20 protein-coding genes are annotated in these 21,338 nt (G+C 71.2%); 9 read left to right on the top strand and 11 right to left on the bottom strand.

What is annotated here, in order from left to right:
* Nucleotides 1-19 precede the first annotated feature (19 nt).
* Nucleotides 20-517 carry a hypothetical protein gene (locus ACFYRY_RS30055; protein ID WP_389152380.1) on the bottom strand — a complete coding sequence of 166 codons (498 nt, stop codon included), beginning with the start codon at nucleotides 515-517 and terminating at the stop codon, nucleotides 20-22.
* 236 nt (nucleotides 518-753) lie between these two features.
* Between ACFYRY_RS30055 and ACFYRY_RS30050 the strand changes: the two genes are divergently transcribed.
* Nucleotides 754-2,139: a serine/threonine-protein kinase gene (locus ACFYRY_RS30050; protein ID WP_389152377.1), complete on the top strand. Its 1,386-nt coding sequence runs from the start codon at nucleotides 754-756 to the stop codon at nucleotides 2,137-2,139.
* A 106-nt stretch (nucleotides 2,140-2,245) separates the two neighbouring features.
* On the opposite strand, the gene ACFYRY_RS30045 is transcribed toward ACFYRY_RS30050, so the two are convergent.
* On the bottom strand, nucleotides 2,246-3,001 hold the full coding sequence (locus tag ACFYRY_RS30045) for a TIGR03943 family putative permease subunit (protein ID WP_389152374.1): 756 nt from the start codon (nucleotides 2,999-3,001) through the stop codon (nucleotides 2,246-2,248).
* A complete protein-coding gene (locus tag ACFYRY_RS30040; RefSeq protein WP_389152371.1) occupies nucleotides 2,998-4,017 on the bottom strand; it encodes a permease in 1,020 nt (339 codons plus the stop codon). Before ACFYRY_RS30040 ends, ACFYRY_RS30045 begins: the two co-directional genes overlap by 4 nt.
* Nucleotides 4,018-4,200: 183 nt before the next feature.
* Between ACFYRY_RS30040 and ACFYRY_RS30035 the strand changes: the two genes are divergently transcribed.
* On the top strand, nucleotides 4,201-6,120 hold the full coding sequence (locus ACFYRY_RS30035; RefSeq protein ID WP_389152368.1) for an NAD-binding protein: 1,920 nt from the start codon (nucleotides 4,201-4,203) through the stop codon (nucleotides 6,118-6,120).
* Nucleotides 6,121-6,186: 66 nt separating this feature from the next.
* Here ACFYRY_RS30035 and ACFYRY_RS30030 read toward each other — a convergent pair whose 3' ends face one another.
* Nucleotides 6,187-8,022, bottom strand: a complete 1,836-nt coding sequence (locus ACFYRY_RS30030; RefSeq protein WP_389152365.1) for a prolyl oligopeptidase family serine peptidase — start codon at nucleotides 8,020-8,022, stop codon at nucleotides 6,187-6,189.
* Between the two features lie 166 nt (nucleotides 8,023-8,188).
* Between ACFYRY_RS30030 and ACFYRY_RS30025 the strand changes: the two genes are divergently transcribed.
* The gene (locus ACFYRY_RS30025; RefSeq protein ID WP_389152362.1) at nucleotides 8,189-8,980 is read left to right on the top strand and encodes an SURF1 family protein; all 792 of its coding nucleotides are present in this window, start codon (nucleotides 8,189-8,191) and stop codon (nucleotides 8,978-8,980) included.
* Between the two features lie 126 nt (nucleotides 8,981-9,106).
* Here the strand turns inward: ACFYRY_RS30025 and ACFYRY_RS30020 are convergent, their stop codons facing one another.
* From ACFYRY_RS30020 to ACFYRY_RS30005, 4 genes are all read right to left on the bottom strand, one after another.
* A complete protein-coding gene (locus ACFYRY_RS30020; RefSeq protein WP_389152973.1) occupies nucleotides 9,107-10,153 on the bottom strand; it encodes a hypothetical protein in 1,047 nt (348 codons plus the stop codon).
* 125 nt (nucleotides 10,154-10,278) lie between these two features.
* Nucleotides 10,279-10,962, bottom strand: coding sequence for a SigE family RNA polymerase sigma factor (locus tag ACFYRY_RS30015; RefSeq protein ID WP_389152359.1), 684 nt, complete (start codon nucleotides 10,960-10,962; stop codon nucleotides 10,279-10,281).
* 491 nt (nucleotides 10,963-11,453) lie between these two features.
* Nucleotides 11,454-12,506 (bottom strand): aspartate-semialdehyde dehydrogenase, encoded by a 1,053-nt coding sequence (locus ACFYRY_RS30010; protein WP_389152356.1) that lies wholly within the window; start codon nucleotides 12,504-12,506, stop codon nucleotides 11,454-11,456.
* Complete coding sequence (locus ACFYRY_RS30005) at nucleotides 12,503-13,780, bottom strand: aspartate kinase (protein WP_389152353.1); 1,278 nt, start codon at nucleotides 13,778-13,780, stop codon at nucleotides 12,503-12,505. The genes ACFYRY_RS30010 and ACFYRY_RS30005 overlap by 4 nt, the downstream gene beginning before the upstream one ends.
* 222 nt (nucleotides 13,781-14,002) lie before the next feature.
* Between ACFYRY_RS30005 and ACFYRY_RS30000 the strand changes: the two genes are divergently transcribed.
* Nucleotides 14,003-14,713: a response regulator transcription factor gene (locus ACFYRY_RS30000; protein WP_389152350.1), complete on the top strand. Its 711-nt coding sequence runs from the start codon at nucleotides 14,003-14,005 to the stop codon at nucleotides 14,711-14,713.
* Nucleotides 14,710-16,098: a sensor histidine kinase gene (locus ACFYRY_RS29995; RefSeq protein ID WP_389152347.1), complete on the top strand. Its 1,389-nt coding sequence runs from the start codon at nucleotides 14,710-14,712 to the stop codon at nucleotides 16,096-16,098. The genes ACFYRY_RS30000 and ACFYRY_RS29995 overlap by 4 nt, the downstream gene beginning before the upstream one ends.
* A 14-nt stretch (nucleotides 16,099-16,112) precedes the next feature.
* Here the strand turns inward: ACFYRY_RS29995 and ACFYRY_RS29990 are convergent, their stop codons facing one another.
* Nucleotides 16,113-16,613 carry an SgcJ/EcaC family oxidoreductase gene (locus ACFYRY_RS29990; protein ID WP_389152344.1) on the bottom strand — a complete coding sequence of 167 codons (501 nt, stop codon included), beginning with the start codon at nucleotides 16,611-16,613 and terminating at the stop codon, nucleotides 16,113-16,115.
* A 230-nt stretch (nucleotides 16,614-16,843) separates the two neighbouring features.
* Between ACFYRY_RS29990 and ACFYRY_RS29985 the strand changes: the two genes are divergently transcribed.
* The 4 genes from ACFYRY_RS29985 to ACFYRY_RS29970 all read left to right on the top strand — a co-directional run bounded on the left by ACFYRY_RS29985 (nucleotide 16,844) and on the right by ACFYRY_RS29970 (nucleotide 20,072).
* The gene (locus ACFYRY_RS29985) at nucleotides 16,844-17,683 is read left to right on the top strand and encodes a PhzF family phenazine biosynthesis protein (RefSeq protein WP_389152341.1); all 840 of its coding nucleotides are present in this window, start codon (nucleotides 16,844-16,846) and stop codon (nucleotides 17,681-17,683) included.
* Between the two features lie 193 nt (nucleotides 17,684-17,876).
* On the top strand, nucleotides 17,877-18,476 hold the full coding sequence (locus ACFYRY_RS29980) for a hypothetical protein (RefSeq protein WP_389152338.1): 600 nt from the start codon (nucleotides 17,877-17,879) through the stop codon (nucleotides 18,474-18,476).
* 1 nt (nucleotide 18,477) lies between these two features.
* Entirely contained in the window at nucleotides 18,478-19,425 is a 948-nt protein-coding gene (locus ACFYRY_RS29975; protein WP_389152336.1) for a hypothetical protein, read from the top strand.
* Nucleotides 19,422-20,072 (top strand): response regulator, encoded by a 651-nt coding sequence (locus ACFYRY_RS29970; RefSeq protein WP_389152333.1) that lies wholly within the window; start codon nucleotides 19,422-19,424, stop codon nucleotides 20,070-20,072. The genes ACFYRY_RS29975 and ACFYRY_RS29970 overlap by 4 nt, the downstream gene beginning before the upstream one ends.
* Here the strand turns inward: ACFYRY_RS29970 and ACFYRY_RS29965 are convergent.
* Both ACFYRY_RS29965 and recR read right to left on the bottom strand, forming a co-directional pair.
* The gene (locus ACFYRY_RS29965) at nucleotides 20,065-20,724 is read right to left on the bottom strand and encodes a DUF5063 domain-containing protein (RefSeq protein WP_389152330.1); all 660 of its coding nucleotides are present in this window, start codon (nucleotides 20,722-20,724) and stop codon (nucleotides 20,065-20,067) included. The two genes, ACFYRY_RS29970 and ACFYRY_RS29965, sit on opposite strands and share 8 nt — an antisense overlap.
* The gene (recR, locus tag ACFYRY_RS29960) at nucleotides 20,717-21,316 is read right to left on the bottom strand and encodes a recombination mediator RecR (protein ID WP_356768087.1); all 600 of its coding nucleotides are present in this window, start codon (nucleotides 21,314-21,316) and stop codon (nucleotides 20,717-20,719) included. The genes ACFYRY_RS29965 and recR overlap by 8 nt, the downstream gene beginning before the upstream one ends.
* Nucleotides 21,317-21,338: the final 22 nt, after the last annotated feature.

Raw genomic sequence — 21,338 nt, 5'->3', positions numbered from 1 at the left:
CGCTCCGGAGGGATATCCCCTAGCGTTCCGCCGCGGTGGCGAGCCAGTCGGCGACGGTACGGACGGTCGTCTCGTCCAGCCGGTCCACGAGGGTCTGTACGGCGGTCACGTCGTCCGGCGCGAGATCGTAGCGGCCCGCCTTGCTCAGGCCCGCCATGAGGACCTGGTGCCGACGGTCGTGCAGGCGCTCGGCGAGCTTGGTGGGTTCCGCGGAGACCGAGGGAGTCGAAGTGGCCGAGGGGACCGAAGCGGTCGGGGTGACGGGCGTGACGGGCGTGACGGGCGTGGCGGAGGCGTCGTAGCGGTGCCAGTCCTCGTCCTTCGGGCCCCACAGCGCGACGGTCACCTCGTCGCCGCGGGCCCGGAGGGTCTGCGTCATCTCGCCCAGCGCGTAGAGGACGGGTGAGCGGTCCGGCGACTCCGCGCCGAGCTGCCAGGAGGCCGTGTCCGGCCGGTAGAACAGCGCGACCCAGCGGGGAGTCCCCTGCGGTCGCGCGCACTCGGGTCGGGTCTCCATGGCACTCACCCCTTCGCCTGGGCAGGTCTTCCGTCGACGCCGCGCGGCGCGGCAAGGTCCCGCGGGGGGACCATAACTGACGGATCGTCAGATCTCCAGATCGGCGGTCACGACAGGGCCGCCACAGCCGGTACTCTGAGTCGGCTGCGGCACTCCCCACGCTCACCACCCCACGCCACGAGGTGAGTTCGGCCCGCGGCCGTCGACACGTCTCACGGCATGAGGATGACGAACAGGTGCTGATTGCGGGCCGATACCGGCTGCAGGATTCGATCGGTCGCGGTGCGATGGGGGAGGTCTGGCGGGGCTTCGACGAGACGCTCGGCCGGGCGGTGGCTGTCAAGCTGCTCCTCCCCCACGACTCCGACCCCACGGCCACCTCCCGTTTCCGACTGGAGGCCCAGACCGCGGGACGGCTCAACCACCCGTACGTGGTGGGGATGTACGACTTCGGCGAGTACGACGGCCGACTCTTCCTGGTGATGGAACTGGTCCAGGGCGACAGCCTCGACCGCCGCCTCCACCAGGGCGGACCGCTGCCCGCCGAGCAGGTGGCCCGGATCGCCGCCCAGGCCGCCGCCGGGCTCGCCGCCGCCCATGAACAGGGCATCGTGCACCGCGACATCAAGCCCGCGAACCTGTTAATGGATGCCGAAGGCACCCTGAAGATCGGCGACTTCGGCATCGCCCGCTTCATGGACGACCCGTCCGGCGCGCTCACCGCCACCGGGCAGATCGTCGGCACCAGCCTCTACCTCGCACCCGAACGGGCCCTCGGCCGGCCCGCCGGACCGGCCTGCGACATGTACGCGCTGGGCTGTGTGCTGTACCAACTCCTCACCGGTCGCCCGCCGTTCCACGCCGACAGCGCGGTCGCGATCCTGCACCATCACCTCGACTCCGCGCCCGTGCCGCCGCGGCAACTCGGCGTGCCCCTGCCGCCCGCCTTCGAGAACTACCTGCTCGGACTGCTCGCCAAGCAGCCCGAGGACCGGCCGACCGCGCAACAGGCCGCCGAGTGGTTCAGCGGCGGGGCGTGGCAGGGACGGGCCGAACCGCTGCCCGAGCCCGCGCCCACCCGGATGTCGGCACCGAGTCACACGCCGACGTCCCGGCACCTGCCCACGTCCGACGGGCCCCCTACGACGTACGCGCTGCCGACGGCCACCCGGCGGGCGGACCGGCGGACGCGGCGGACGAACAAGGGCGGACTGATCGCGGGGGCGGCGGTGTTCCTGGCCGCGATGATCGCCGGCATGCTCTGGTTCGCGCCGGGCCGCAGCAGCGCGGAGAGCCCGGCCGACGACACTGCGGGCACGTCGGCCCCCGCCGTCACTCCGGCATCGACGCCGAGCGCCGCCCCGGCCACCAGCGCCGCCCCGGCGGAGGCCGCGCAGCCCGACGTACCGGAGCCCGCGCCGACCGAGCCTTCGCCCACCGTGTCCTCGCCCGTGTCCTCGCCCACCGCGTCCTTCCCCACGGAGCCCTCCCCCGACGTGCCGGTGGAGGGAGAGGAGAAGGGCGAGAAGACACCACGTGAGCGGAACCCGGGCCCGGGCCCGGGCGCAGGCGCGGGCGCGGGCAGCGGAGAGGAAGAGGAAGACGGGCCGGGCGAGGACTGAGGAACAGGACTGAGGAACGGGACTGAGGAACTGAGGCCCGGGGCACCCGTCGGGCCTTCCAGCTCTCGTCAGTGGTTCCAGCTCTCGGCAGTGGTTCCAGGAATCGTCAGTTGTTCCAGGACTCGTCGTACGGGTCGTGCGGCGCCGGGACCGGCCTGGCGGCCGTGACGTCGAGGTACGGGATCGGTCCGTGGTTGACCGGGTCCTTGGCGCGGCGGGCGGTGTAGGTGCCGGTGACCTCCAGCCACGCGTCCGGTTGCAGGACCGGGGGGATCTTGCCGGTCAGGCCGATCTTCACCGGCTGCGCGTCGGCGGCACAGCAGTTGAGGGCCATCCGGACCAGGTAGGGCGCGCCGGAGTGGTCCAGGGCGACGAAGCCGGTGACTTTGACCTGCCGGCCCGCCAGGGAACCGCGGTCGTAGATCGCGCGGCCCGCGTAGTCGACCAGGTTGAGGCGCAGGGTGCCGTCGGCCGGGAGATCCGCGTAGCCGTACGGCTGTTGCAGGGCCGTACCGGCGCGCAGGGCGCTGTAGGAGCCGAGGGCGGGCGGTGCGACCAGGATCAGGGCGAGGAGCGGGAGGACGAGGAGCCAGGAGACCCGGGGCTCGCGGTGGACGTGCCCCGCGTGCCCGGCATCTTCCCCGTGCTCCCCGTGCTCCCCAAGCTCCCCGGGGCTCTCCTTCTTCGCCCGCCACTCGTACCAGACCGTCGCCAGGGCCGCCGCGATCAGTACGACGCCGGAGGCCAGCAGCATCGGGCGCAGGCCTGCCTTGACGTAGCGCAGGTAGAGGTCGGTGAAGCCCGCGTGCAGGAGGGACGCGCCGAGCAGGAACAGGACCGCCGCCTGTGCCTGGCGGTTCACAGCAGCACCGCCCCGGTCAGGACCGCCACGGTGATGCCCAGGACGAAGGTGGTGGGCGCGAAACGCAGGGCGAAGCCGCGGCCGAAGGTGCCCGCCTGCATCGCGAACAGCTTCAGGTCGACCATCGGGCCGACCACCAGGAACGCCAGCCGCGCGGTGAGCGAGAACTGCGACAGTGAGGCGGCCACGAACGCGTCCGCCTCCGAGCAGATCGACAGCAGCACGGCCAGCACCGCGAGGGCCAGCACGGACACCACCGGGTTACCGGCCGCCATCCGCAGCCACTCCTCCGGGACGACGGCCTTGAGGGTGGCCGCGGCCATCGCGCCGACCACCAGGAATCCCCCGGCGTGCATCACGTCATGGCGGACCGAGCCCCAGAACGCGGCCCCCTTGCTCTGGCCGTCGTAGGCCGCGCGGTCCGGCGGGCGCAGCCAGTCGGCGCGGCCGACGCGCTGCCACAGCCAGCCCATCGCGCAGGCCACCAGCAGACTCGCGACGAAACGGGCGAGGACCATCTCGGGGTCGTTGGGGAAGGCGACGGCGGTCGCGGTCAGCACGATCGGGTTGATCGCCGGGGCGGACAGCAGGAACGCGAGCGCGGCGGCCGGGGTGACACCCCGGCGTACCAGCGCCCCGGCCACCGGCACGGACGCACACTCGCAGCCGGGCAGCACCGCGCCCGCCATGCCCGCCACCGGAACCGCCAGCGCGGGCCGCCTCGGCAGCGCGCGGGCGAAGAAGGACGGCGGCACGAACACCGCGATGGCCGCCGACAGCAGCACCCCCAGCACCAGGAAGGGCAGCGCCTGCACGATCACCGCGACGAACACGGTCATCCAGCTCTGCATCACCGGGGCGGACAGCGCCCGCCGGATCGGGCCCTGAGCGAGCACCAGGAGGACGAGCAACAGGGTGAGCGTGAGCGGCGAGTCGAGGCGGCGCGAGCCCTCCGGGTCCGGCGCCCGACCGGTGTCCGCCCCGCTGTCCCGCGGGGCTGCTTTGGTGACGGCCACGGCCGAGGTACCTCCGGTGGTGCGGAAGGGCGCGGGTTCGCTCCCCTCTCATACGGCCGACGAGCCGTGCCCGTTCAGTAAATGCCTGAACCACCTGCTGGAACCACCTGTCCCGGTGAGGCAGTCTTGCCCCTTGTGGCAACCGTTCCGAATCAGAGTCCGTCGGATGACGCGCGTACGCACATGGTGGTGTGCGGCGACGACGGGCTCGCGCACCGGCTGGCCGCCGAGCTGCGCGGGGTGTACGGCGAGCGGGTCACGCTCGTCGTACCGCCGTCCGAACGCGGCGTACGGCCCCCGGTGGTGGGACGGGCCCGTACCGCGTCGGCGCTGCTCGACCGGGTGGTGAACGCGGCCGTGGGCCGGGGCGGGGGCACCGCCGCCGCCGAGCCGCCCGCCCCCGAGGCCCGGGTGGTGGAGGCCGCCGAGCCGGCCGAGACGGTCCTCGCCGAGGCGGGCGTTGAACGGGCGGCGGCCCTCGCGCTCGTGTACGACGACGACGAGACCAACATCCGGGCCGCCCTCACCGCCCGCCGTCTCAACCCGCGGCTGCGGCTGGTGTTGCGGCTGTACAACCGGCGGCTCGGCCAGCACATCGAGGAACTCCTCGACCAGGCGGCGGCGTTGGCGACGGGCGGTACGACGGGACCGGCCGCGGTGTTCGACGCGTCCACGACCGTGATGTCCGACGCCGACACGGCCGCACCCGCGCTGGCCGCCTCCGCGATCGTCGGCACCAGCAAGGTCGTGCAGACCGACGGGCTGTTGCTGCGCGCGGTGGAACGGCCGCCGCCGGGGCCCGGCCGGGTGGCCGACCCGGGGCTGGCCACCCTCGCGTTGCTGTCCGCGACCGGCAACGACCCGGCGGGCGCGGACGGTTCCGACAACGGCGACGACCAGGGTCCCCGGCTGCTGCCGGACGCGGCGACGGTACGGGCCGCCGCGGGGCGCGGGACCGTCGTACTGGAACAGGTCTCGTACTCCGGGCCTGCGCTGCCCGCGGGGCGCGGGATCGTGCCGCCGTTCGCGTCGCTGTTCTCTCGGCGACTGCGCTGGTCGCTGGCGGGCTCGGTGGGGTGCGTGATCGCGCTGGCGGTGGCGTTGTGGCTGGTCACACCCCATATGCATCCGCTGGCCGCGTTCTATCTGACCTTGCTCGATCTCTTCGCCATCGACGACCCGGCCATCGGGGCGTCGACCGGACGGCAGATCCTGCAACTCCTGTCCGGGCTGGTCGGGTTGCTGCTTCTGCCGGTGCTGCTGGCCGCGGTGCTCGAAGCGCTGGGTACGTTCCGCAGCGCGTCCGCGTTGCGGAAGCCGCCGCGTGGGCTCGGCGGGCATGTGGTGCTGCTCGGGCTCGGCAAGATCGGCACGCGGGTGCTGACGCGGCTGCGTGAGCTGAACATCCCCGTGGTGTGCGTCGAATCCGATCCCGACGCGCGCGGACTGGCGACGGCACGCCGGCTGCGGGTGCCGGTGATCCTCGGTGACGTCACCCAGGAGGGCGTCCTGGAATCCGCCAAGATCCATCGCGCGCAGACGCTGCTCGCGGTGACCAGCGCGGACACGACGAACCTGGAGGCCGTGCTGTACGCCCGATCCGTACGGCCCGACCTGCGGGTCGTCCTTCGCCTGTACGACGACGACTTCGCGACCGCGGTGTACCGCACCCTGCGGGCCGCGCACCCGTCGGCGTCCACGCGCAGCCGGAGTGTGTCGCACCTGGCGGCGCCCGCGTTCGCCGGGGCGATGATGGGGCGGCAGATCCTGGGGGCGATCCCGGTCGAGCGGCGGGTGCTGTTGTTCGCGGCGCTGGAGGTGGGCGGGCACCCGCAGTTGGAGGGCAGGACGGTCGGGGAGGCGTTCCGGGCCGGGTCCTGGCGGGTGCTGGCGCTGGACACGGGGCCCCTGGACGGCCGGCGGGAGGAGCCGGCCGCGGAGGAGGCCTATGACGACGTACGGCCGTCGGGGGGCTCGGGGCTGGTGTGGGACCTCCCGGACACCTATGTCCTGCGCGGCACGGACCGGGTGGTCCTCGCCGCCACTCGCCGAGGGCTGGCGGAGTTGCTGGGACGGCATAGCCGGGAGCGGGCGGGCACGTAGGGGGTGTTTCGAAAGTCCCGCGCCCACCCGCCGCCCGGCTCCCTCGAGGAGGCCTGTCGGGCAGGCCTAGCCCGCCAGGTGCCGGGCCGCGAAGTCCAGTTCCAGCCGCACCTGCTTGATGCGCTCGTCCACCACCAGGGAACCGTGTCCCGCGTCGTAGCGGTACACCTCGTGCACCGCTCCCCTGCTCTCCAGCCGCTTGACGTAGTTGTCGATCTGGCGGATGGGGCAGCGCGGGTCGTTGACGCCGGCCGAGATGTAGACGGGGGCCTTGACCTGGTCGACGTAGGTCAGGGGTGAGGATGCCTCGAAGCGCTCCGGGACCTCTTCCGGGGTGCCGCCGAGCAGGGTGCGGTCCATGGCCTTCAGGGCTTCCATCTCGTCGTGGTACGCCGTGACGTAGTCGGCGACCGGGACCGCCGCGATGCCCAGCGTCCACGCGTCGGGCTGGACGCCGAGGCCGAGGAGGGTGAGGTAGCCGCCCCAGGAGCCGCCGGTGAGGACGAGGCGGGCGGGGTCGGCCAGGCCCGAGGTGATCGCCCATTCCCGGACCGCCGCGATGTCCTCCAGCTCGATCAGGCCGACCCGGTGCTTCAGGGCGTCGGTCCAGGCGCGGCCGTAGCCCGTGGAGCCGCGGTAGTTGACCCGGATCACCGCGTACCCGTGGTCGACCCAGGCCGCCGGGGCGGCCGCGAAGGCGTCGCTGTCGTGCCAGGTGGGGCCGCCGTGAATGTCGAAGACCGTGGGCAGCGGGCCGGTGCTGCCCGCCGGTTTCTGGACCAGAGCGTGGATGCGGCCGCCGGGGCCCTCCACCCACACGTCCTCCACGGCGACGGATCCCGGGGACTTCATTCCGGGCGGGTCGAGGACGGACCGGCCCGTCGTCGAGCGGACGGTCGGCGGTTCGGCGGCCGAGGACCACAGGTACTCCACGCTGCCGTCCGGGCGGGCCGTCGCTCCGGAGACGGTGCCCGGCGGGGTCGGGATCCTGACCTGCTCCCGGGTCGCCAGGTCGTAGCGGAAGAGCTCGCTGCGGGCCTCGAAGCTGTGCGCGATCAGCAGGCCGGTGCCGTCCGGGTACCACTCGGCGCCGACGTCACCGGGCAGGTCCAGGGCGAGGTCGGTCTCCTCGCCGGTCGCCACGTCCCACACCAGGGGCTCCCAGCGGCCCCGGCGCTGGTGGCCGATCAACAGCCGGGTGTCGCCGTCCACCGGGGCGAAGCCGAGGACCTCAAGGCCGAGTTCCTCCGTGCCGCCCCGGGTGTCGTCGAGGTCGGCGACCGGTGTGCCGTCGGGGCGCAGGACGCGCAGCGCCGAGTGCATCGCGTCGCCGTGCTCGGTGTGCTCGACGGCGATCAGCGAGCCGTCGTGGGAGAGGTCGCCGACGCCCGCCGACTCGCGGTGGCGGTAGATCTGCACCGGTTCCTCGCCGACGCGGGCGACATGGATCGTCGTGCCGTCCTCGTCGGTGGAGCGGCCCACGACCGCGGTGCGGCCGTCCCGGGCGAGGGCCAGACCCGCCGGGTACGACGCCTCCAGGCCCGGCGTGGCGAGGTCGTCGGGCCCGCCCTCGAAGGGCTGGCGGCGCCAGACTCCGAACTCGTCGCCGTCCTTGTCGTCGAACCACCACACCCACCGGCCGTCCGGGGAGAGCACGCCGTCCGTCGTGCCGTTCGGCCGGTCGGTCACCTGGCGTTGCTCGCCCGTCGAACGGTCCCAGGCGTACAACTCGTAGGTCCCCGTCGCGTTCGACACGAACAGGGAGCGGTCCGGCGCGTCCTCAGCCCAGTCGGGCAGCGACACCCTTGGCGCCCGGAAGCGCTTCTCCCAGTCCGGCATGTCCGGCAGGTCGGACATCTCGTCGTTCCGCTCGGGCGGGGCGGACCCGTTGCTCTCAGTCATGACCCCATAGTGCCCGCCCCGACCGACAACGCGCAGGCCAGACCCCCAGCCTGTGGATAACTTCGGCCGGGCCCCGTCCGGAGCCCCTGCTCTCCCGGTCGGCGGGTGGGCCCGGCAGGCCACCCCGCGGCCCGGGCCGGTGCGGGAGCCCCGTACCGTGGAGGGTGTGTACCGGTTTCTGCTGACGCCCCGTTGGTGGGGGATCAACGTTTTCGTGCTGCTCGCCATCCCCTTCTGCGTCTTCATGGGGTCGTGGCAGCTGAGCCGCTTCGAGGGCCGGATGCAGGACCAGCGCAGCGCCGAGACACAGGCCGCGACCAGCGCGCGGGAGGCTGCCCGTCCGCTGTCCGAGATGCTGCCGGTGGACAAGGCGACCTCCGGCCGACAGGTCACCGCGACTGGACGGTACGGCAAGCAGCTGCTCATCCCTGGCCGCGAGCTGGACGACCGCGACGGCTACTACGTGCTGACCTTGCTGCGCGTCGACGGGGGCAAGGCCCTGCCCGTCGTCCGGGGATGGCTGCCGGGCTCCCCCGACCCGGCGAAGGTGCCCGCCGCGCCGCGCGGTGAGGTCACCGTCACCGGGGCGTTGCAGGCGTCCGAGACGCCCGGGGACAACGGGGTCAGCGCGCAGGGAGGCCTCCCGGCGGGACAGACCGCGGCGATCAGCGCGGCGTCGCTGGTGAACCTGGTGCCGTACGACGTCTACGACGCGTGGGTCACGCTGACCCGCGCGGACTCCGGGATGACGGCCGTGCCGGCGGCGGCGCCCGCCGACACCGGGCTGGATCTGAAGGCGTTCCAGAACCTGGGGTACACCGGGGAGTGGTTCGTCTTCGCCGGGTTCGTGGTGTTCATGTGGTTCCGGCTGCTGCGGCGCGAGGTGGAGTTCCTGCGGGACGCGGAACTGGGCCTGGTGCCGGAGCCCGATGGTGACCAGGAGCGGGTGGCCGTCTGAGGAGGCCGCCTCATGGGCCTCCCCATGAGGCCTCCTCATGGGCCCGCGAGCGACGACGTCGCCCAAGCCCCAACCTCAATCCCCAAGCCCTGAGCCCTAAGCCCTGAGCCCCGGGTCGGGCAGGCCCTACGACCCGGCCAGTACGCCCGTCCAGTACACCGTCCCGGCGCACGCGTTGGACACGACCGCCGAGACCGACGGTGCGCCACCCTCTGCCGTGTTGGTGACGGTCACGCTGCCGTCGGCCGTGGTGCCGTCCGCGGCCAGCTGGGGCGAGGTGCCGGTGTCGCCACTCGTGGTGCTGCCGCCGTCCGTGGTGGGGCCCTCGCTCGTGGGCGACGGGTCGGGTGACGGGCTGCCCGTCTCGCCGCCGGCATTGTCGCCGCCGGTCGTGGGGCAGGTCTCGGAGGGCACCCAGGCGAACTGCACCTGGTACGAGGAACCCGGCTGGAGCAGCATCGAGGTGACCTCCAGGGACGGGTCGGGCAGCGCGGCCGCCGCGTCCCCGGCGACATGCCGGACCGTGTTGATCTTGGTGGCGTCCGCGGCGCCCTGCGGCGACGGAGTCACCGAACCCGGCCCGCTGACCGTACAGGCGGTGCCGGAGACGTTGGTGAAGCGGAAGGTGCCGTAGACCGCGCCGACGGAGTCGGGGGCGTTGACCGTCTGGGTGGGCGAGCCGATCTCGGTGGCCGTGCACGCCGAGACGCCGGCCGGACTGGTGGGCGGGGCGCCCGCGCCGGTGGTCGATCCGGTGGCGCTGCCGGTGGCCTTGCCCTTGCCGTGTTCCTTCTCCGGGGCCTTGCCCTTGTCCTCGGTCTTGCCCGTGGTCCCGCCGGAGCTGGTCTCTCCGCCTTCCGGACCCTTGCCCTGACCGGCCCCGCCCTGCGCCATCGAGCCGTGTCCGGCGATGGAGGGGTCGGCGCTGAGGCCGTGGGAGTTTGACACGTGCCACAGGGCCGGGATGGCGGTGCCGACGAAGAGCGCGGCGGCCGCCATGCCGACGAGGGCCTGCCGCTTGCGGGCCCGTCGGGCGGGCACCGCCTTACGCAGGTGGTCCAGCGTGCCGTCGCGCGGCTCGACCTCCTGGACCGCCTGGTGCAGCAACCTGCGCAGGACCAGCTCTTCCGAGTCGAGCCCCATGGAGCTCTGGTCGTCGGGGCCGTGGTTCACAGTTCCGTTCCCAGCGTGCGATTGGTTCGGCTCTTCGGTGCCCGTCGGGTCTGTTGGCTCGTGCCACTCGTACGGCTCGTGCTCGTGGGTGACGTGCAGATGACGCCGCCCGTCGTGCTCGCGGCTCATGCCGGGGTCTCCATGGCGACCCGCAGGGCCGCGATACCGCGTGAACCGTACGCCTTCACGGAGCCCAGCGATATCCCGAGCGTCTCGGCGACCTGCGCCTCGGTCATGTCCGCGAAGTAGCGCAGCACCAGGACCTCGCGCTGGCGACGCTGCAGACCCTTCATCGCGTTGATCAGCGAGTCGCGTTCCAGCAGGTCGTAGGCCCCCTCCTCGGCGCTCGCCATGTCCGGCATCGGCTTGGAGAGCAGCTTCAGGCCGAGTATTCGGCGGCGCAGGGCGGAGCGGGAGAGGTTGACGACCGTCTGCCGCAGGTACGCGAGCGTCTTCTCCGGGTCACGGACGCGTTTGCGTGCGGAGTGGACGCGGATGAACGCCTCCTGGACGACGTCCTCGCAGGAAGCGGTGTCGTCGAGGAGGAGCGCCGCGAGGCCCAGCAGCGAGCGGTAGTGCGCGCGGTAGGTCTCGGTGAGGTGGTCGACGGTGGTTCCGGCCGCCACCGTGTCCTCGACGTACTCGGCTCCGTCACGCTGGTTCGGTATGCGGGTGGGTCGCGCTGCGGGCATGGGCGCGATCACCGGCAGGCCACCGGACGTGCCGGCCATGCGGGGTCGTAGGGCCGCACGGGGCGGCCGGAGAGCCGGGCCGCGCGGGACCGCGATGAATTCGAGAACCTCTGCCACGCCTGTTGGACACGCTTCACCCCATCAGGGTTGTACGAGACCGACCGTCTTCTGTCAGGCAGCACAACTGACCGTGCGTCAAACGCGCTCATGCCCTACCCGCTCTTCCCCTGTGTCCTGAATGACCGGAGCGTCCCCACGCTCCGAAAAACGTCCCCGCGCCCGCCGAAGGGCGTCCGCAAAGACGCTCCCCGCCCTCCGCGCGGTTGCGGAGGGCGGGGAGTCAAATCTTCGGACGCCGAGCAGGCTCGGTTCAAGTGGTCCGGACCATTATCCCGCACCACATGTCATCCACAGATCCTACAAATGAATGCGGTTTCAGCCACGACTTTTCCGGCAGTAATGCCGTGCAGCGCCACGTGTCGCTCGTAACACCAAGGGTTCGTGAAGGCGCTTCCATCAGGACAGATCAGCTAGGAAGGGGCAGTCGGGTCGGGAGGGACCAGTCGGTCCAGGACGGGACGGACTGGCCAGATCGGACCGGACCGGACTCAGCCGAACTCGGCCGCGACCAGCTCCGCGATCTGCACGGCGTTGAGGGCCGCGCCTTTGCGCAGGTTGTCCCCGCACACGAAGAGTTCCAGCGCGGTGGGGTCGTCCAGTGCCCTGCGCACCCGGCCCACCCACGTGGGGTCCGTGCCCACGACATCGGCGGGCGTGGGGAACTCCCCCGCGGCCGGATCGTCGAAGAGGACCACCCCGGGGGCCGTGGCGAGGATCTCGCGCGCCTTGCCGACGGTGACCTCGCCCTCGAAGCGGGCGTGGACGGTCAGCGAGTGGGTGGTGACGACCGGCACCCGCACGCACGTCACCGCGACCGGAAGCTTCGGCAGGGAGAGGATCTTGCGCGACTCGTCGCGCACCTTCATCTCCTCGGAGGACCAGCCGTCCTCACGCAGCGAGCCTGCCCACGGTACGACGTTCAGCGCGACCGGCTCCGGGAACGGTCCGGTGTTGTCGCCGACCGCCCGCCGCACGTCTCCGGGGCTGGTCCCCAGTTCCGTGCCGGCGACCAGGGACAACTGCTGGCGCAGGGTCTCCACCCCGGCCCGGCCCGCCCCGCTCACCGCCTGGTAGGAGGAGACGACCAGCTCGCGCAGCCCGAACTCGGCGTGCAGCGCGCCCAGGGCCACGATCATGGAGAGGGTCGTGCAGTTGGGGTTCGCGATGATGCCCCGCGGCCTGACGCGGACCGCGTGCGGATTGACCTCGGGCACCACCAGGGGCACCTCCCGGTCCATCCGGAAGGCGCCCGAGTTGTCCACCACCACCGCGCCCTTGGCGGCGGCGATCGGCGCCCACCGGGCGGCGACCTCGTCGGGGACGTCGAACATGGCGACGTCGACCCCGTCGAGGGCGTCCTCGGTGAGCGCCACCACCTCGACCTGCTCACCGCGCACGGCCAGCTTGCGGCCGGCCGAGCGCGGGGAGGCGATGAGTCGGATCTCGCCCCAGATGTCCGCGTGCTGCGAAAGGATCTGGAGCATGACCGAGCCGACGGCTCCGGTCGCTCCCACGACCGCGAGCGTCGGTCCTGCGGTCATCGCCCGGTGCCTCCGTAGACGACGGCCTCGTCGCTGTCGGAGTCGAGCCCGAAGGCGGAGTGGACCGCGCGCACGGCCTCGGTCACGTCGTCGGCACGGGTGACCACCGAGATACGGATCTCGGAGGTCGAGATCAGCTCGATGTTCACCCCCGCGTCGGACAGCGCCTCGAAGAAGGCGGCCGTGACGCCCGGGTTGGTCTTCATGCCGGCGCCGACGAGGGAGATCTTGCCGATCTGGTCGTCGTAGCGCAGCGAGTCGAAGCCGATGCCGCCCTTGTTCCGCTCCAGCGCGTCGATGGCCTTGCGGCCCTCGGTCTTCGGCAGCGTGAAGGAGATGTCCGTCAGGCCGGTGGACGCGGCGGACACGTTCTGCACGATCATGTCGATGTTGATCTCGGCGTCGGAGATCGCACGGAAGATCGCGGCGGCCTCACCCGGCTTGTCCGGCACACCGACGACCGTGACCTTGGCCTCGGAGGTGTCGTGCGCGACACCGGAGATGATGGCCTTCTCCACCTTCTTGTCCCCTTGCTCGATCGGCTCACTGCTGACCCACGTGCCCCGCAGCCCGCTGAAGGACGAGCGGACGTGGATCGGGATGTTGTAGCGGCGCGCGTACTCCACGCACCGGTGAAGCAGCACCTTCGACCCGGAGGCGGCGAGCTCCAGCATGTCCTCGAAGGAGATCCAGTCGATCTTCTTCGCCTTCTTCACCACCCGCGGGTCCGCGGTGAACACGCCGTCGACGTCGGTGTAGATCTCACACACCTCGGCGTCGAGGGCGGCCGCGAGCGCGACGGCCGTGGTGTCGGAACCGCCACGACCGAGCGTGGTGATGTCCTTCTTGTCCTGGCTGACGCCCTGGAAACCGGCGACGATGGCGATGTTGCCCTCGTCCAGCGCGGTCCGGATCCGGCCGGGCGTGACGTCGATGATCCGCGCTTTGTTGTGGACCGAGTCGGTGATCACGCCCGCCTGGCTGCCGGTGAACGACTGGGCGCTGTGGCCCAGGTTCTTGATCGCCATCGCCAGCAGGGCCATGGAGATCCGCTCTCCGGCGGTCAGCAGCATGTCGAATTCCCGGCCGCTGGGCATCGGAGATACCTGCTCGGCGAGATCGATCAGCTCGTCCGTCGTGTCGCCCATCGCGGAAACGACGACGACCACCTGGTGGCCGTTCCGCTTCGCTTCCACGATCCGCTTGGCGACGCGCTTGATGCCCTCGGCATCGGCTACGGAGGAGCCTCCGTACTTCTGCACGACAAGGCCCACGTGCGCTCCTCGCTCACTCAGTCTGTGTATCCGCAGTCCACACATACGCACATGTCCTGCGGTCGGCTCAGTCTATCGAGCGCCCGAAAAACGCCTCCGCGGTATCGCATGCTGAGACTTCGACGCCCAGGTCAGCGCATGCCCACATCGAGGCCTTCGGAAAAGTGCCAAGTGTCACAGGGGGAGATGGTGAATTAAGTTTCAAGCACTAGGGTTCGGCCTGTGCACGTACTTCTGGTGGAAGACGACGAGCCAGTCGCCCAGTCCCTGCGCCGCGGCCTGACCCGCTACGGGTTCGAGGTCGACTGGGTCGCCACGGGCGCGGCCGCGCTGGCCCACCCGGCCCCCTACGACGTCGTACTCCTCGATCTCGGCCTGCCCGACACCGACGGCCTCGACGTCTGCAGGGCGCTGCGGGAGCGCGGCGATGTGCCGATCATCGTGATCAGTGCGCGCAGCGACGAGACGGACCGGGTGGTGGGGCTGGAGCTCGGCGCCGACGACTACGTGTCCAAGCCGTTCGGGGTCCGGGAGGTCATCGCGCGGATACGGGCCGTGATGCGCCGCACGCAGCTCCGCACGGAGCCCTCCGCGGGCGGTGGCGCGCCCGGGCCCGACCGGTACGGCTCCCGGCTGACGGTCGACCGCAAGGCGGCCCGGGTCCGGCTGGACGGCGACGAGGTGGCGCTGACGCCCAAGGAGTACGACCTGCTGGCCTTCCTCACCGAGGAGCCGGGCGCGCTGATGTCGCGCGAGCAGATCATGGAAGCCGTCTGGGACGCGAACTGGTTCGGCCCGACGAAGACGCTGGACGTGCATGTGGCGGCACTGCGGCGGAAGCTGGCGGGCGCGATCACGATGGAGGCGGTCCGCGGGGTGGGCTTCCGGCTGGAGATCGTCACCGGCGGCGGTGAGGCCGGCGGGATCTCGTGAACAGCCAGCTCATCCGCAGCTACATCCTGCTCGTCGCGGTCGCCATCTTCCTGTTCACGGTCCCGGTCGCCTTCACCCTCACCAAGCAGCTGCGTGACGACACCGGGGTGTCCGTCGAGCGCGAGGCCGCCACCATGGCGCTGCTGCTGGGCAACGGCGACCGGACCTCGTGCGACGCCCTGGAGAAGGTGGCCACGGCGTACGACCGTGAGACACCCGGCACGGTCCAGGTGACCGCCACCGGCAGCTGCGCCCCGAACCTGCCGAGGCCCGCGGCGGACGAGGCCCTGACCCGGGCCGTGCGGGACGACGACTCCACGACCGACTGGGGCTCCGACTTCATCTGGGGCGAGCACCTGGTGGTCACCGTCCCCGCGCACGAGCCGGCGCCCGAGGGGGCGTCGGGCCGGGGCCGAGCCGTGGGCGCGGTCCGGATCGAGTACGCGACCGGGGACATGACGTCCCGGCTCTGGCAGATCTGGGGCTTCCGGGCGGCGCTGGCCGTGCTGGTGCTGGCGGCGGCGGCCGCGATCGGCGCGTTCGCCGCCGGCCGGATCACCCGGCCGCTGCGTGAACTCAACGACATGGCGAGCAAGTTCAGCGACGGTGACCTGACCGCGCGCTCCCCCGTGACCGGCCCGCCGGAGACGCAGACGCTGGCACGCACCCTCAACCAGGGCGCGGAACGCCTGGACACGTTGGTCGCCTCGCAGCGGATCTTCGTGGCGGACGCCTCCCACCAGCTCCGCACCCCTCTCACGGCGTTGCGCCTGTCGCTGGACAACATCGCGGACGGCGTGGACGACGAGTTCGTACGGGAGGACGTGGAGCAGGCGACCGCCGAGGTGGTCCGGATGAGCCGGCTGGTCAGCGGCCTGCTGGTGCTGGCACGGGCCGAGGCGAAGGTGACCGCGGCGGAACCGCTGCCCCTGCTGGACATCGTGGACGAGCGTCTGACGGTGTGGAGGCCGGCCGCCGACGAGCGCGGAGTCACCGTCGCGCTCAGGGGGAGTATCGACGACCGGCCGCTGGTGTTGGCCAGCCCCGGCGCTCTGGAGCAGGTGCTGGACAACGTGCTTTCGAACGCTCTGGAGGTGTCGCCGGACGGCGGCACGATCACGGTGCGGGCTCAGTCACTAGGTGACGAGGTGGTGCTGTCGGTGCTCGACGAGGGCCCCGGCATGTCGGACGCCGAGAAGTCCCGCGCCTTCGACCGGTTCTGGCGCGGCCAGGGACTGACCGGCCGGTCCGGCTCCGGGCTCGGCCTCGCCGTCGTCAAGCAGTTGCTGACCGACGACGGCGGGACCGTGACGCTCCGGGACGCTCCCGGCGGCGGGCTGTGCGTGGAGATCCGCCTGCGGGCGGCGCCCAGGAGCGTCGGCTGAGCGCCGGCTGAGGGTCAGCCCTCCGGCATCGCCGAGGAGTGGTGGTTGATGATCTTCCACTGGCCGTCGACCTTCTCGTAGGCGTACGTGTAGCGGGCCTTGACCAGGCGCTTCTCACCGGTGTCGTGGTCGGTGAGCGTGAACTCGTAGACACCGGTGTCGATCGCGGAGTCCCTGTCGATGACCTTGACGACCGTCTGGATCTTCTTGCCGACCGGCTTGTTCCGCAGGAAGTGCTCGAAGTAGTCGACGATTCCGGCGCGGTCCGTTCTGACCTTGTTGGAGACGGTGGGCAGCAGGACCGCGTCCTTCGCGTACAGGTCGGCCACCTTCTGCGGGTCCCGGGTCTGCAGGGCGGCGTTCCAGCCGTCGAACAGCGAGGCGACCTGCTTCGTGGTGGGCTTCGCCGGAGCCTTCGAGCCCGCCAGGCTGACACCGGCGGTGACGGTGCCGACGGCGACCAGGGCGGTGGCGGTGACGATGGCTGCGCGCTTGGTCATGGAACGACGGGTCATCGCTGTCTCCTGCGGTTCGAGGCGGGTCCTGCTCCCTCCGCGTTCGCTGCGGTGTGGAGTGACTCCAGACTCGCTTTCCGCTGGTTAGCGCCCATGCAGCCGACGTACAGGGCCGAGACAAGACACATCCAAGGTTCGGTGCCTGGCCGCTTGACCACGCGACGAGCGGCTTCCGCCGCGGGTGACGCCAATTCCCCTCACTAGCGCGCCTGTTCGGATACGGTCTGTCGATGGACGTATTGCGCTACGTGGCCTTCACCACCGACCCCGCGGGCGGCAACCCGGCGGGTGTGGTGCTCGACGCCACCGGAATCGACGACGCCACGATGCTCAAGACCGCGGCGGAGGTGGGGTACTCCGAGACGGCGTTCCTCGTTCCGGGCGACGACGGATCCCTGGACATCCGCTACTTCAGCCCGCTCGCCGAGGTGTCGTTCTGCGGCCACGCGACCATCGCGACCGCGGTCGCGCACGCCCAGCGTCACGGTGCCGGGTCGCTGCGGCTGCGGACGAAGGCGGGCGAGGTCACCGTCTCCACCGCCGCGGCCGAGGACGGCTCCATGACCGCCACCCTGGTGAGCGTGGAGCCCCGCTCGGTCCCCCTCGCCGACGCGCCCCTGGCCGAGTTGCTGGCGGCCCTGCGCTGGTCCCCCGACGACCTCGACCCCGCGCTGCCGCCCCGGGTGGCCTACGGCGGCGCCTGGCACCCGGTGATCGCGGCCAACAGCCGGGCCCGGCTGGCCGACCTGGCCTACGACATGACCGCGCTGTCCGCGCTCATGAGCCGCGAGGACTGGACCACCGTCGACCTGGTCTGGCGGGAGTCACCGACCGTGTTCCACGCCCGCAACCCGTTCCCTCCCGGCGGTGTCGTCGAGGACCCGGCCACCGGCGCCGCGGCCGCCGCGCTCGGCGGTTACCTGCGCGAACTCGACCTCGTGCCGCTGCCGACGACGGTGACGATCCATCAGGGAGTGGACATGGGACGCCCCAGCACCATCACGGTGACGGTTCCGCGCGAGCCGGGCAGCGGGATCGGGGTCTCGGGGGCCGCGGTCCAGATCTCCTGAGACCACCTACGAGGAGCATGCCGGACGGACGGGGCAGGTCCCAAGTCCCCGGGCCTTGAGGGGTGCTGGACCGGGAACGCATGATCGAGGCAGCCAACTCTCTGGCCAGGGCTGAAAGTTGCCCTACCCTGAAAAGTCAGCACGGATGTGGCATCGGGGGGCCGGCATGATCGTCCAGTGGTGTGTCAAAGGGATGTCCCTTCCCAGTGACGAGGTCGCCAGGCGACTGATCGACAGCGAGCTTGGGATCACCTGCCGCTGGTGGCAGCGGAACAATCCGCTGCCAGGAAACATGGTCGCGTCGAAACTCACCGCGCAGAACCTGAATCTGCACGTCAACCATTTCGAGTCCATCGACCCGGCCACGGGACTCCCCTTCTGCGAGGAGACCCCGTTCATCTCCCTGTCGTGCGGGACCGTCGAGCGGGACACGGTCGCGAAGACCAACTTCGTTCACACCGCCCGGCACACCGCCCTGTGGTTCGGTACGCAGTTCGGCAAGGTGCCGGTCGCCTACCTCTACGTCTGCTGGGTGGTCCTGGCGCCCCGTTCAGCGGTGGCCGTGCAGGGGGTCGCCGAGGAGATCCGGGACCTGAACACCTACCGCAGGTATTCGCCGTATCAGACCGAGGGCGAGGTGGCGGCGAAGATCCTCCTGCCTGCGAATCAGATCAGCCAGTGCGAGCGATGGGAATGGGACCGCGAGGCCAAGACGATCCGGCGGGCATGGGTCTACCGCAACTCCGGTTTCGTGGCACCCGAAGCACTGAGCAACGTCAGGGAGATGATCTGAGATGACCTCCCCTCCGCACAACCCGTTGCAACTCGACGAGGACCAGGTGAGGACCGCGGCCGACTTCCACGAGTCCTACGCGACATCAGTGCTACGGGGCGCGGAAGCCGCCGACGACCCCACGGCCGCCCTCATGGAGGCCGCGTCGGCCTACCGGCTCGCGGGCCAGTGGCGGTTGTTGCTCGAGGGCGATGTGAACGACGCCCGGGCCGTGTTGCTCCGCGCCGCCGGGCTGTTCACCCGCGTCGGGCTCGCGTACGGCGCGTACCTCGAAGCCTCACTGGCACCGGACAGGGTTGGTGACCGGCGGCGCGAGGCCTGGATGGACCGGCTTCTGCGCACCGGCGGACCACGGTACGCCGAACGCGGGCCCGAGTCGGACGAGCCCCGGCCGGATCAGTTCCTCGACCACGTCCAGCAGCAGACCTACCTGCTGTTGGCCTGCGCCGCGCTGACCACGCCCGGCACAGCTGACGCGGCGGAGCTCAGGTCCTTCGCGGCCCGCTCGCCGCACCGGGAGGGCGTCGTTCCCATGGGGTCGATGGCCATGCCGGTCCGGACGTTCTGGGGCCTGGCGCTGAGCATGCTCTCCCCCGAGGACGAGTCGACCGCCTACGCGCTCACGCTCACCGAGATGTCCCGCGCCTACGCCAGGACGGTGGACCTCGCCATGGCCAACACCCGGACCTGGTTCAACGCAGCGGCCCCCATCGACGTGGCGGACCTGGACGTGACCGGCACGATGGCGATGGCCGTACGACGCTTCGGCCCGGCCCGGATGCGGAGACTGCTGCGCGCGGACACCACCGGGCTGTCGGCCGTCGCCCGGGTCCCGCTGAACCTCGGCATGAGGGTGGCGGGGGGACCGGAAGGACCGGACCTGGAGGGACCGGCGCCGAGGGGGCCGGGAGGGCTGGGAGGACCAGAGGGAGCGGGGGGACTGCGGTGAACGACGCAACGCAACTGATCCGGGCACTGACCGGGATCGCCTGGCCGGTCTTGGCCGCGTGGGTGGTGTGGAAGCTGTTTCCGGAGATTCGGCACATCCTGGAGAAGCGGAGCTTCAGCCTCAAGGTGGGCAACAACGAGCTGACGGTGCAGCAGTTCACTGACAAGGTCGTGGAAACCACCGCGGAACTCCAACAGCAGCTCGCGGCACAGGCCGGTCAGGGGCAGGCCGGGCAACAGCCTCAGCCGCAGGGCGTGATCCACAGGGTCCTGTGGGTCGACGACGCGCCCTCCAACAACGCCTACGAAGCAGGGCAGTTGCAGGCGATGGGTGTACAGGTCGTCCAGGCCGAGTCCACGGACGAAGGCCTGCGGGCCCTGCAGGGAGCGCAGCAGCCCTTCGACGTGGTGATCTCTGACATGGGCCGCTCCGAACCCGCCGGGTTCGACCCCGACGCCGGCCTCAGGCTGATCGAGAGGATCCGCGAGACGGGCAGCACGACACCGGTGTTCATCTACGGAGGCACCGGGGCTATGGCCCGCCGGGACCAGGTGGCGAACGCCGGCGGCAACGGCGTCACACAGTCACCGACGGAGCTGTTCGCCCTGCTGGGGCAGGTGGGCCGGTTCCCGAGGACCGCTACTTGACCGGCCGCACTCCCAGCGGCGTCCCGATCTCCTCCGCCATCACGCGACCCGCCTCGAACTCCAGGGTCTCGTCACCCATGGACTGGTCCGTGTCGAGGCCGTCGAGTTCCGCCAGGGGCTGGTTCAGGCGGACGTGGGCGACGACCGACTGGAGTGCGCGCAGGGCCGCCGACGCGGTGGAGCCCCAGTTGGAGAAGTAGGAGAACTGCCACCACCACATGGCCTCCGTGGTGCGGCCTGCGCGGTAGTGGGCCATGCCGTGGCGGAGGTCGGTGATGACGTCCGTGAGGTCGTCGGAGATCCGGGCCGGGACCGGTGCCTTGCGGGGCTCGTAGGGGTCGAAGACCTCGGAGTAGACGTCGATCGGCTCCAGGAGGCGGGCGAGGTTCTCGCGGAGGTCGTCCACGTCCGGCTCCGGGCCCAGGTCGGGCTCGTAGCGCTCGTCGGGGACGATGTCCTCGTGGGCGCCCAGGCGTCCGCCGGCCAGGAGGAGCTGGGAGACCTCCAGGAGGAGGAAGGGTACCGCCGAATCCGGCTCGTCGCCCTTCGCGACCTCCGTGACGGCCACCAGGAAGCTCCCCACCTGGTCCGCGATCTGGACCGCGAAGTCGTCGGGGTTCTGGCTGGTCGCGTGCAGCGTGGCGTCAGACATCTAGGAGTCGTCTCCCCTCGAAGGCGCGGCCGAGGGTCACCTCGTCCGCGTATTCCAGGTCGCCGCCCACCGGGAGGCCGCTGGCCAGGCGGGTGACCTTGAGGCCCATGGGCTTGATCATGCGGGCGAGGTACGTGGCCGTCGCCTCGCCTTCGAGATTCGGGTCGGTGGCCAGGATCAGTTCCGTGACCGTGCCGTCCGCCAGACGGGCCAGGAGCTCCCTGACGCGGAGGTCGTCGGGGCCGACACCCTCGATCGGGCTGATCGCGCCGCCCAGGACGTGGTACTTGCCCCGGAACTCACGCGTGCGCTCGATCGCGACGACGTCCTTCGGTTCCTCCACCACGCAGATCACCGAGAGGTCGCGGCGGGTGTCGCGGCAGATGTTGCACAGCTCCTCCTGCGCGACGTTGCCGCAGGTCGCGCAGAAGCGGACCTTCGCCTTGACCTCCATCAGGCACTGCGCGAGGCGCCGTACGTCCGTCGGTTCCGCCTGCAGGATGTGGAAGGCGATCCGCTGCGCGCTCTTGGGACCGACGCCGGGCAACCGCCCCAACTCGTCGATGAGGTCCTGGACCACGCCTTCGTACAACGGAGTGCCCTTCCTTCCCTGC

Source organism: Streptomyces sp. NPDC005263, from assembly GCF_042872365.1.
GTDB lineage: Bacteria > Actinomycetota > Actinomycetes > Streptomycetales > Streptomycetaceae > Streptomyces.
The sequence above is the reverse complement of the archived record's forward strand: the minus strand, read 5'-3'. Positions and strand labels throughout refer to the sequence as shown.

What these genes read in the sequence shown, in the direction of transcription:
- ACFYRY_RS29985 (WP_389152341.1), top strand. Translation starts at nt 16,844, where the DNA reads ATGGACGTATTGCGCTACGTGGCCTTCACCACCGACCCCGCGGGCGGC.
- ACFYRY_RS29965 (WP_389152330.1), bottom strand. Translation starts at nt 20,724, where the DNA reads ATGTCTGACGCCACGCTGCACGCGACCAGCCAGAACCCCGACGACTTC.
- ACFYRY_RS29980 (WP_389152338.1), top strand. Translation starts at nt 17,877, where the DNA reads ATGTCCCTTCCCAGTGACGAGGTCGCCAGGCGACTGATCGACAGCGAG.
- ACFYRY_RS29975 (WP_389152336.1), top strand. Translation starts at nt 18,478, where the DNA reads ATGACCTCCCCTCCGCACAACCCGTTGCAACTCGACGAGGACCAGGTG.
- ACFYRY_RS30035 (WP_389152368.1), top strand. Translation starts at nt 4,201, where the DNA reads ATGGTGGTGTGCGGCGACGACGGGCTCGCGCACCGGCTGGCCGCCGAG.
- ACFYRY_RS30055 (WP_389152380.1), bottom strand. Translation starts at nt 517, where the DNA reads ATGGAGACCCGACCCGAGTGCGCGCGACCGCAGGGGACTCCCCGCTGG.
- ACFYRY_RS29990 (WP_389152344.1), bottom strand. Translation starts at nt 16,613, where the DNA reads ATGACCCGTCGTTCCATGACCAAGCGCGCAGCCATCGTCACCGCCACC.
- ACFYRY_RS30010 (WP_389152356.1), bottom strand. Translation starts at nt 12,506, where the DNA reads ATGACCGCAGGACCGACGCTCGCGGTCGTGGGAGCGACCGGAGCCGTC.
- ACFYRY_RS30030 (WP_389152365.1), bottom strand. Translation starts at nt 8,022, where the DNA reads ATGACTGAGAGCAACGGGTCCGCCCCGCCCGAGCGGAACGACGAGATG.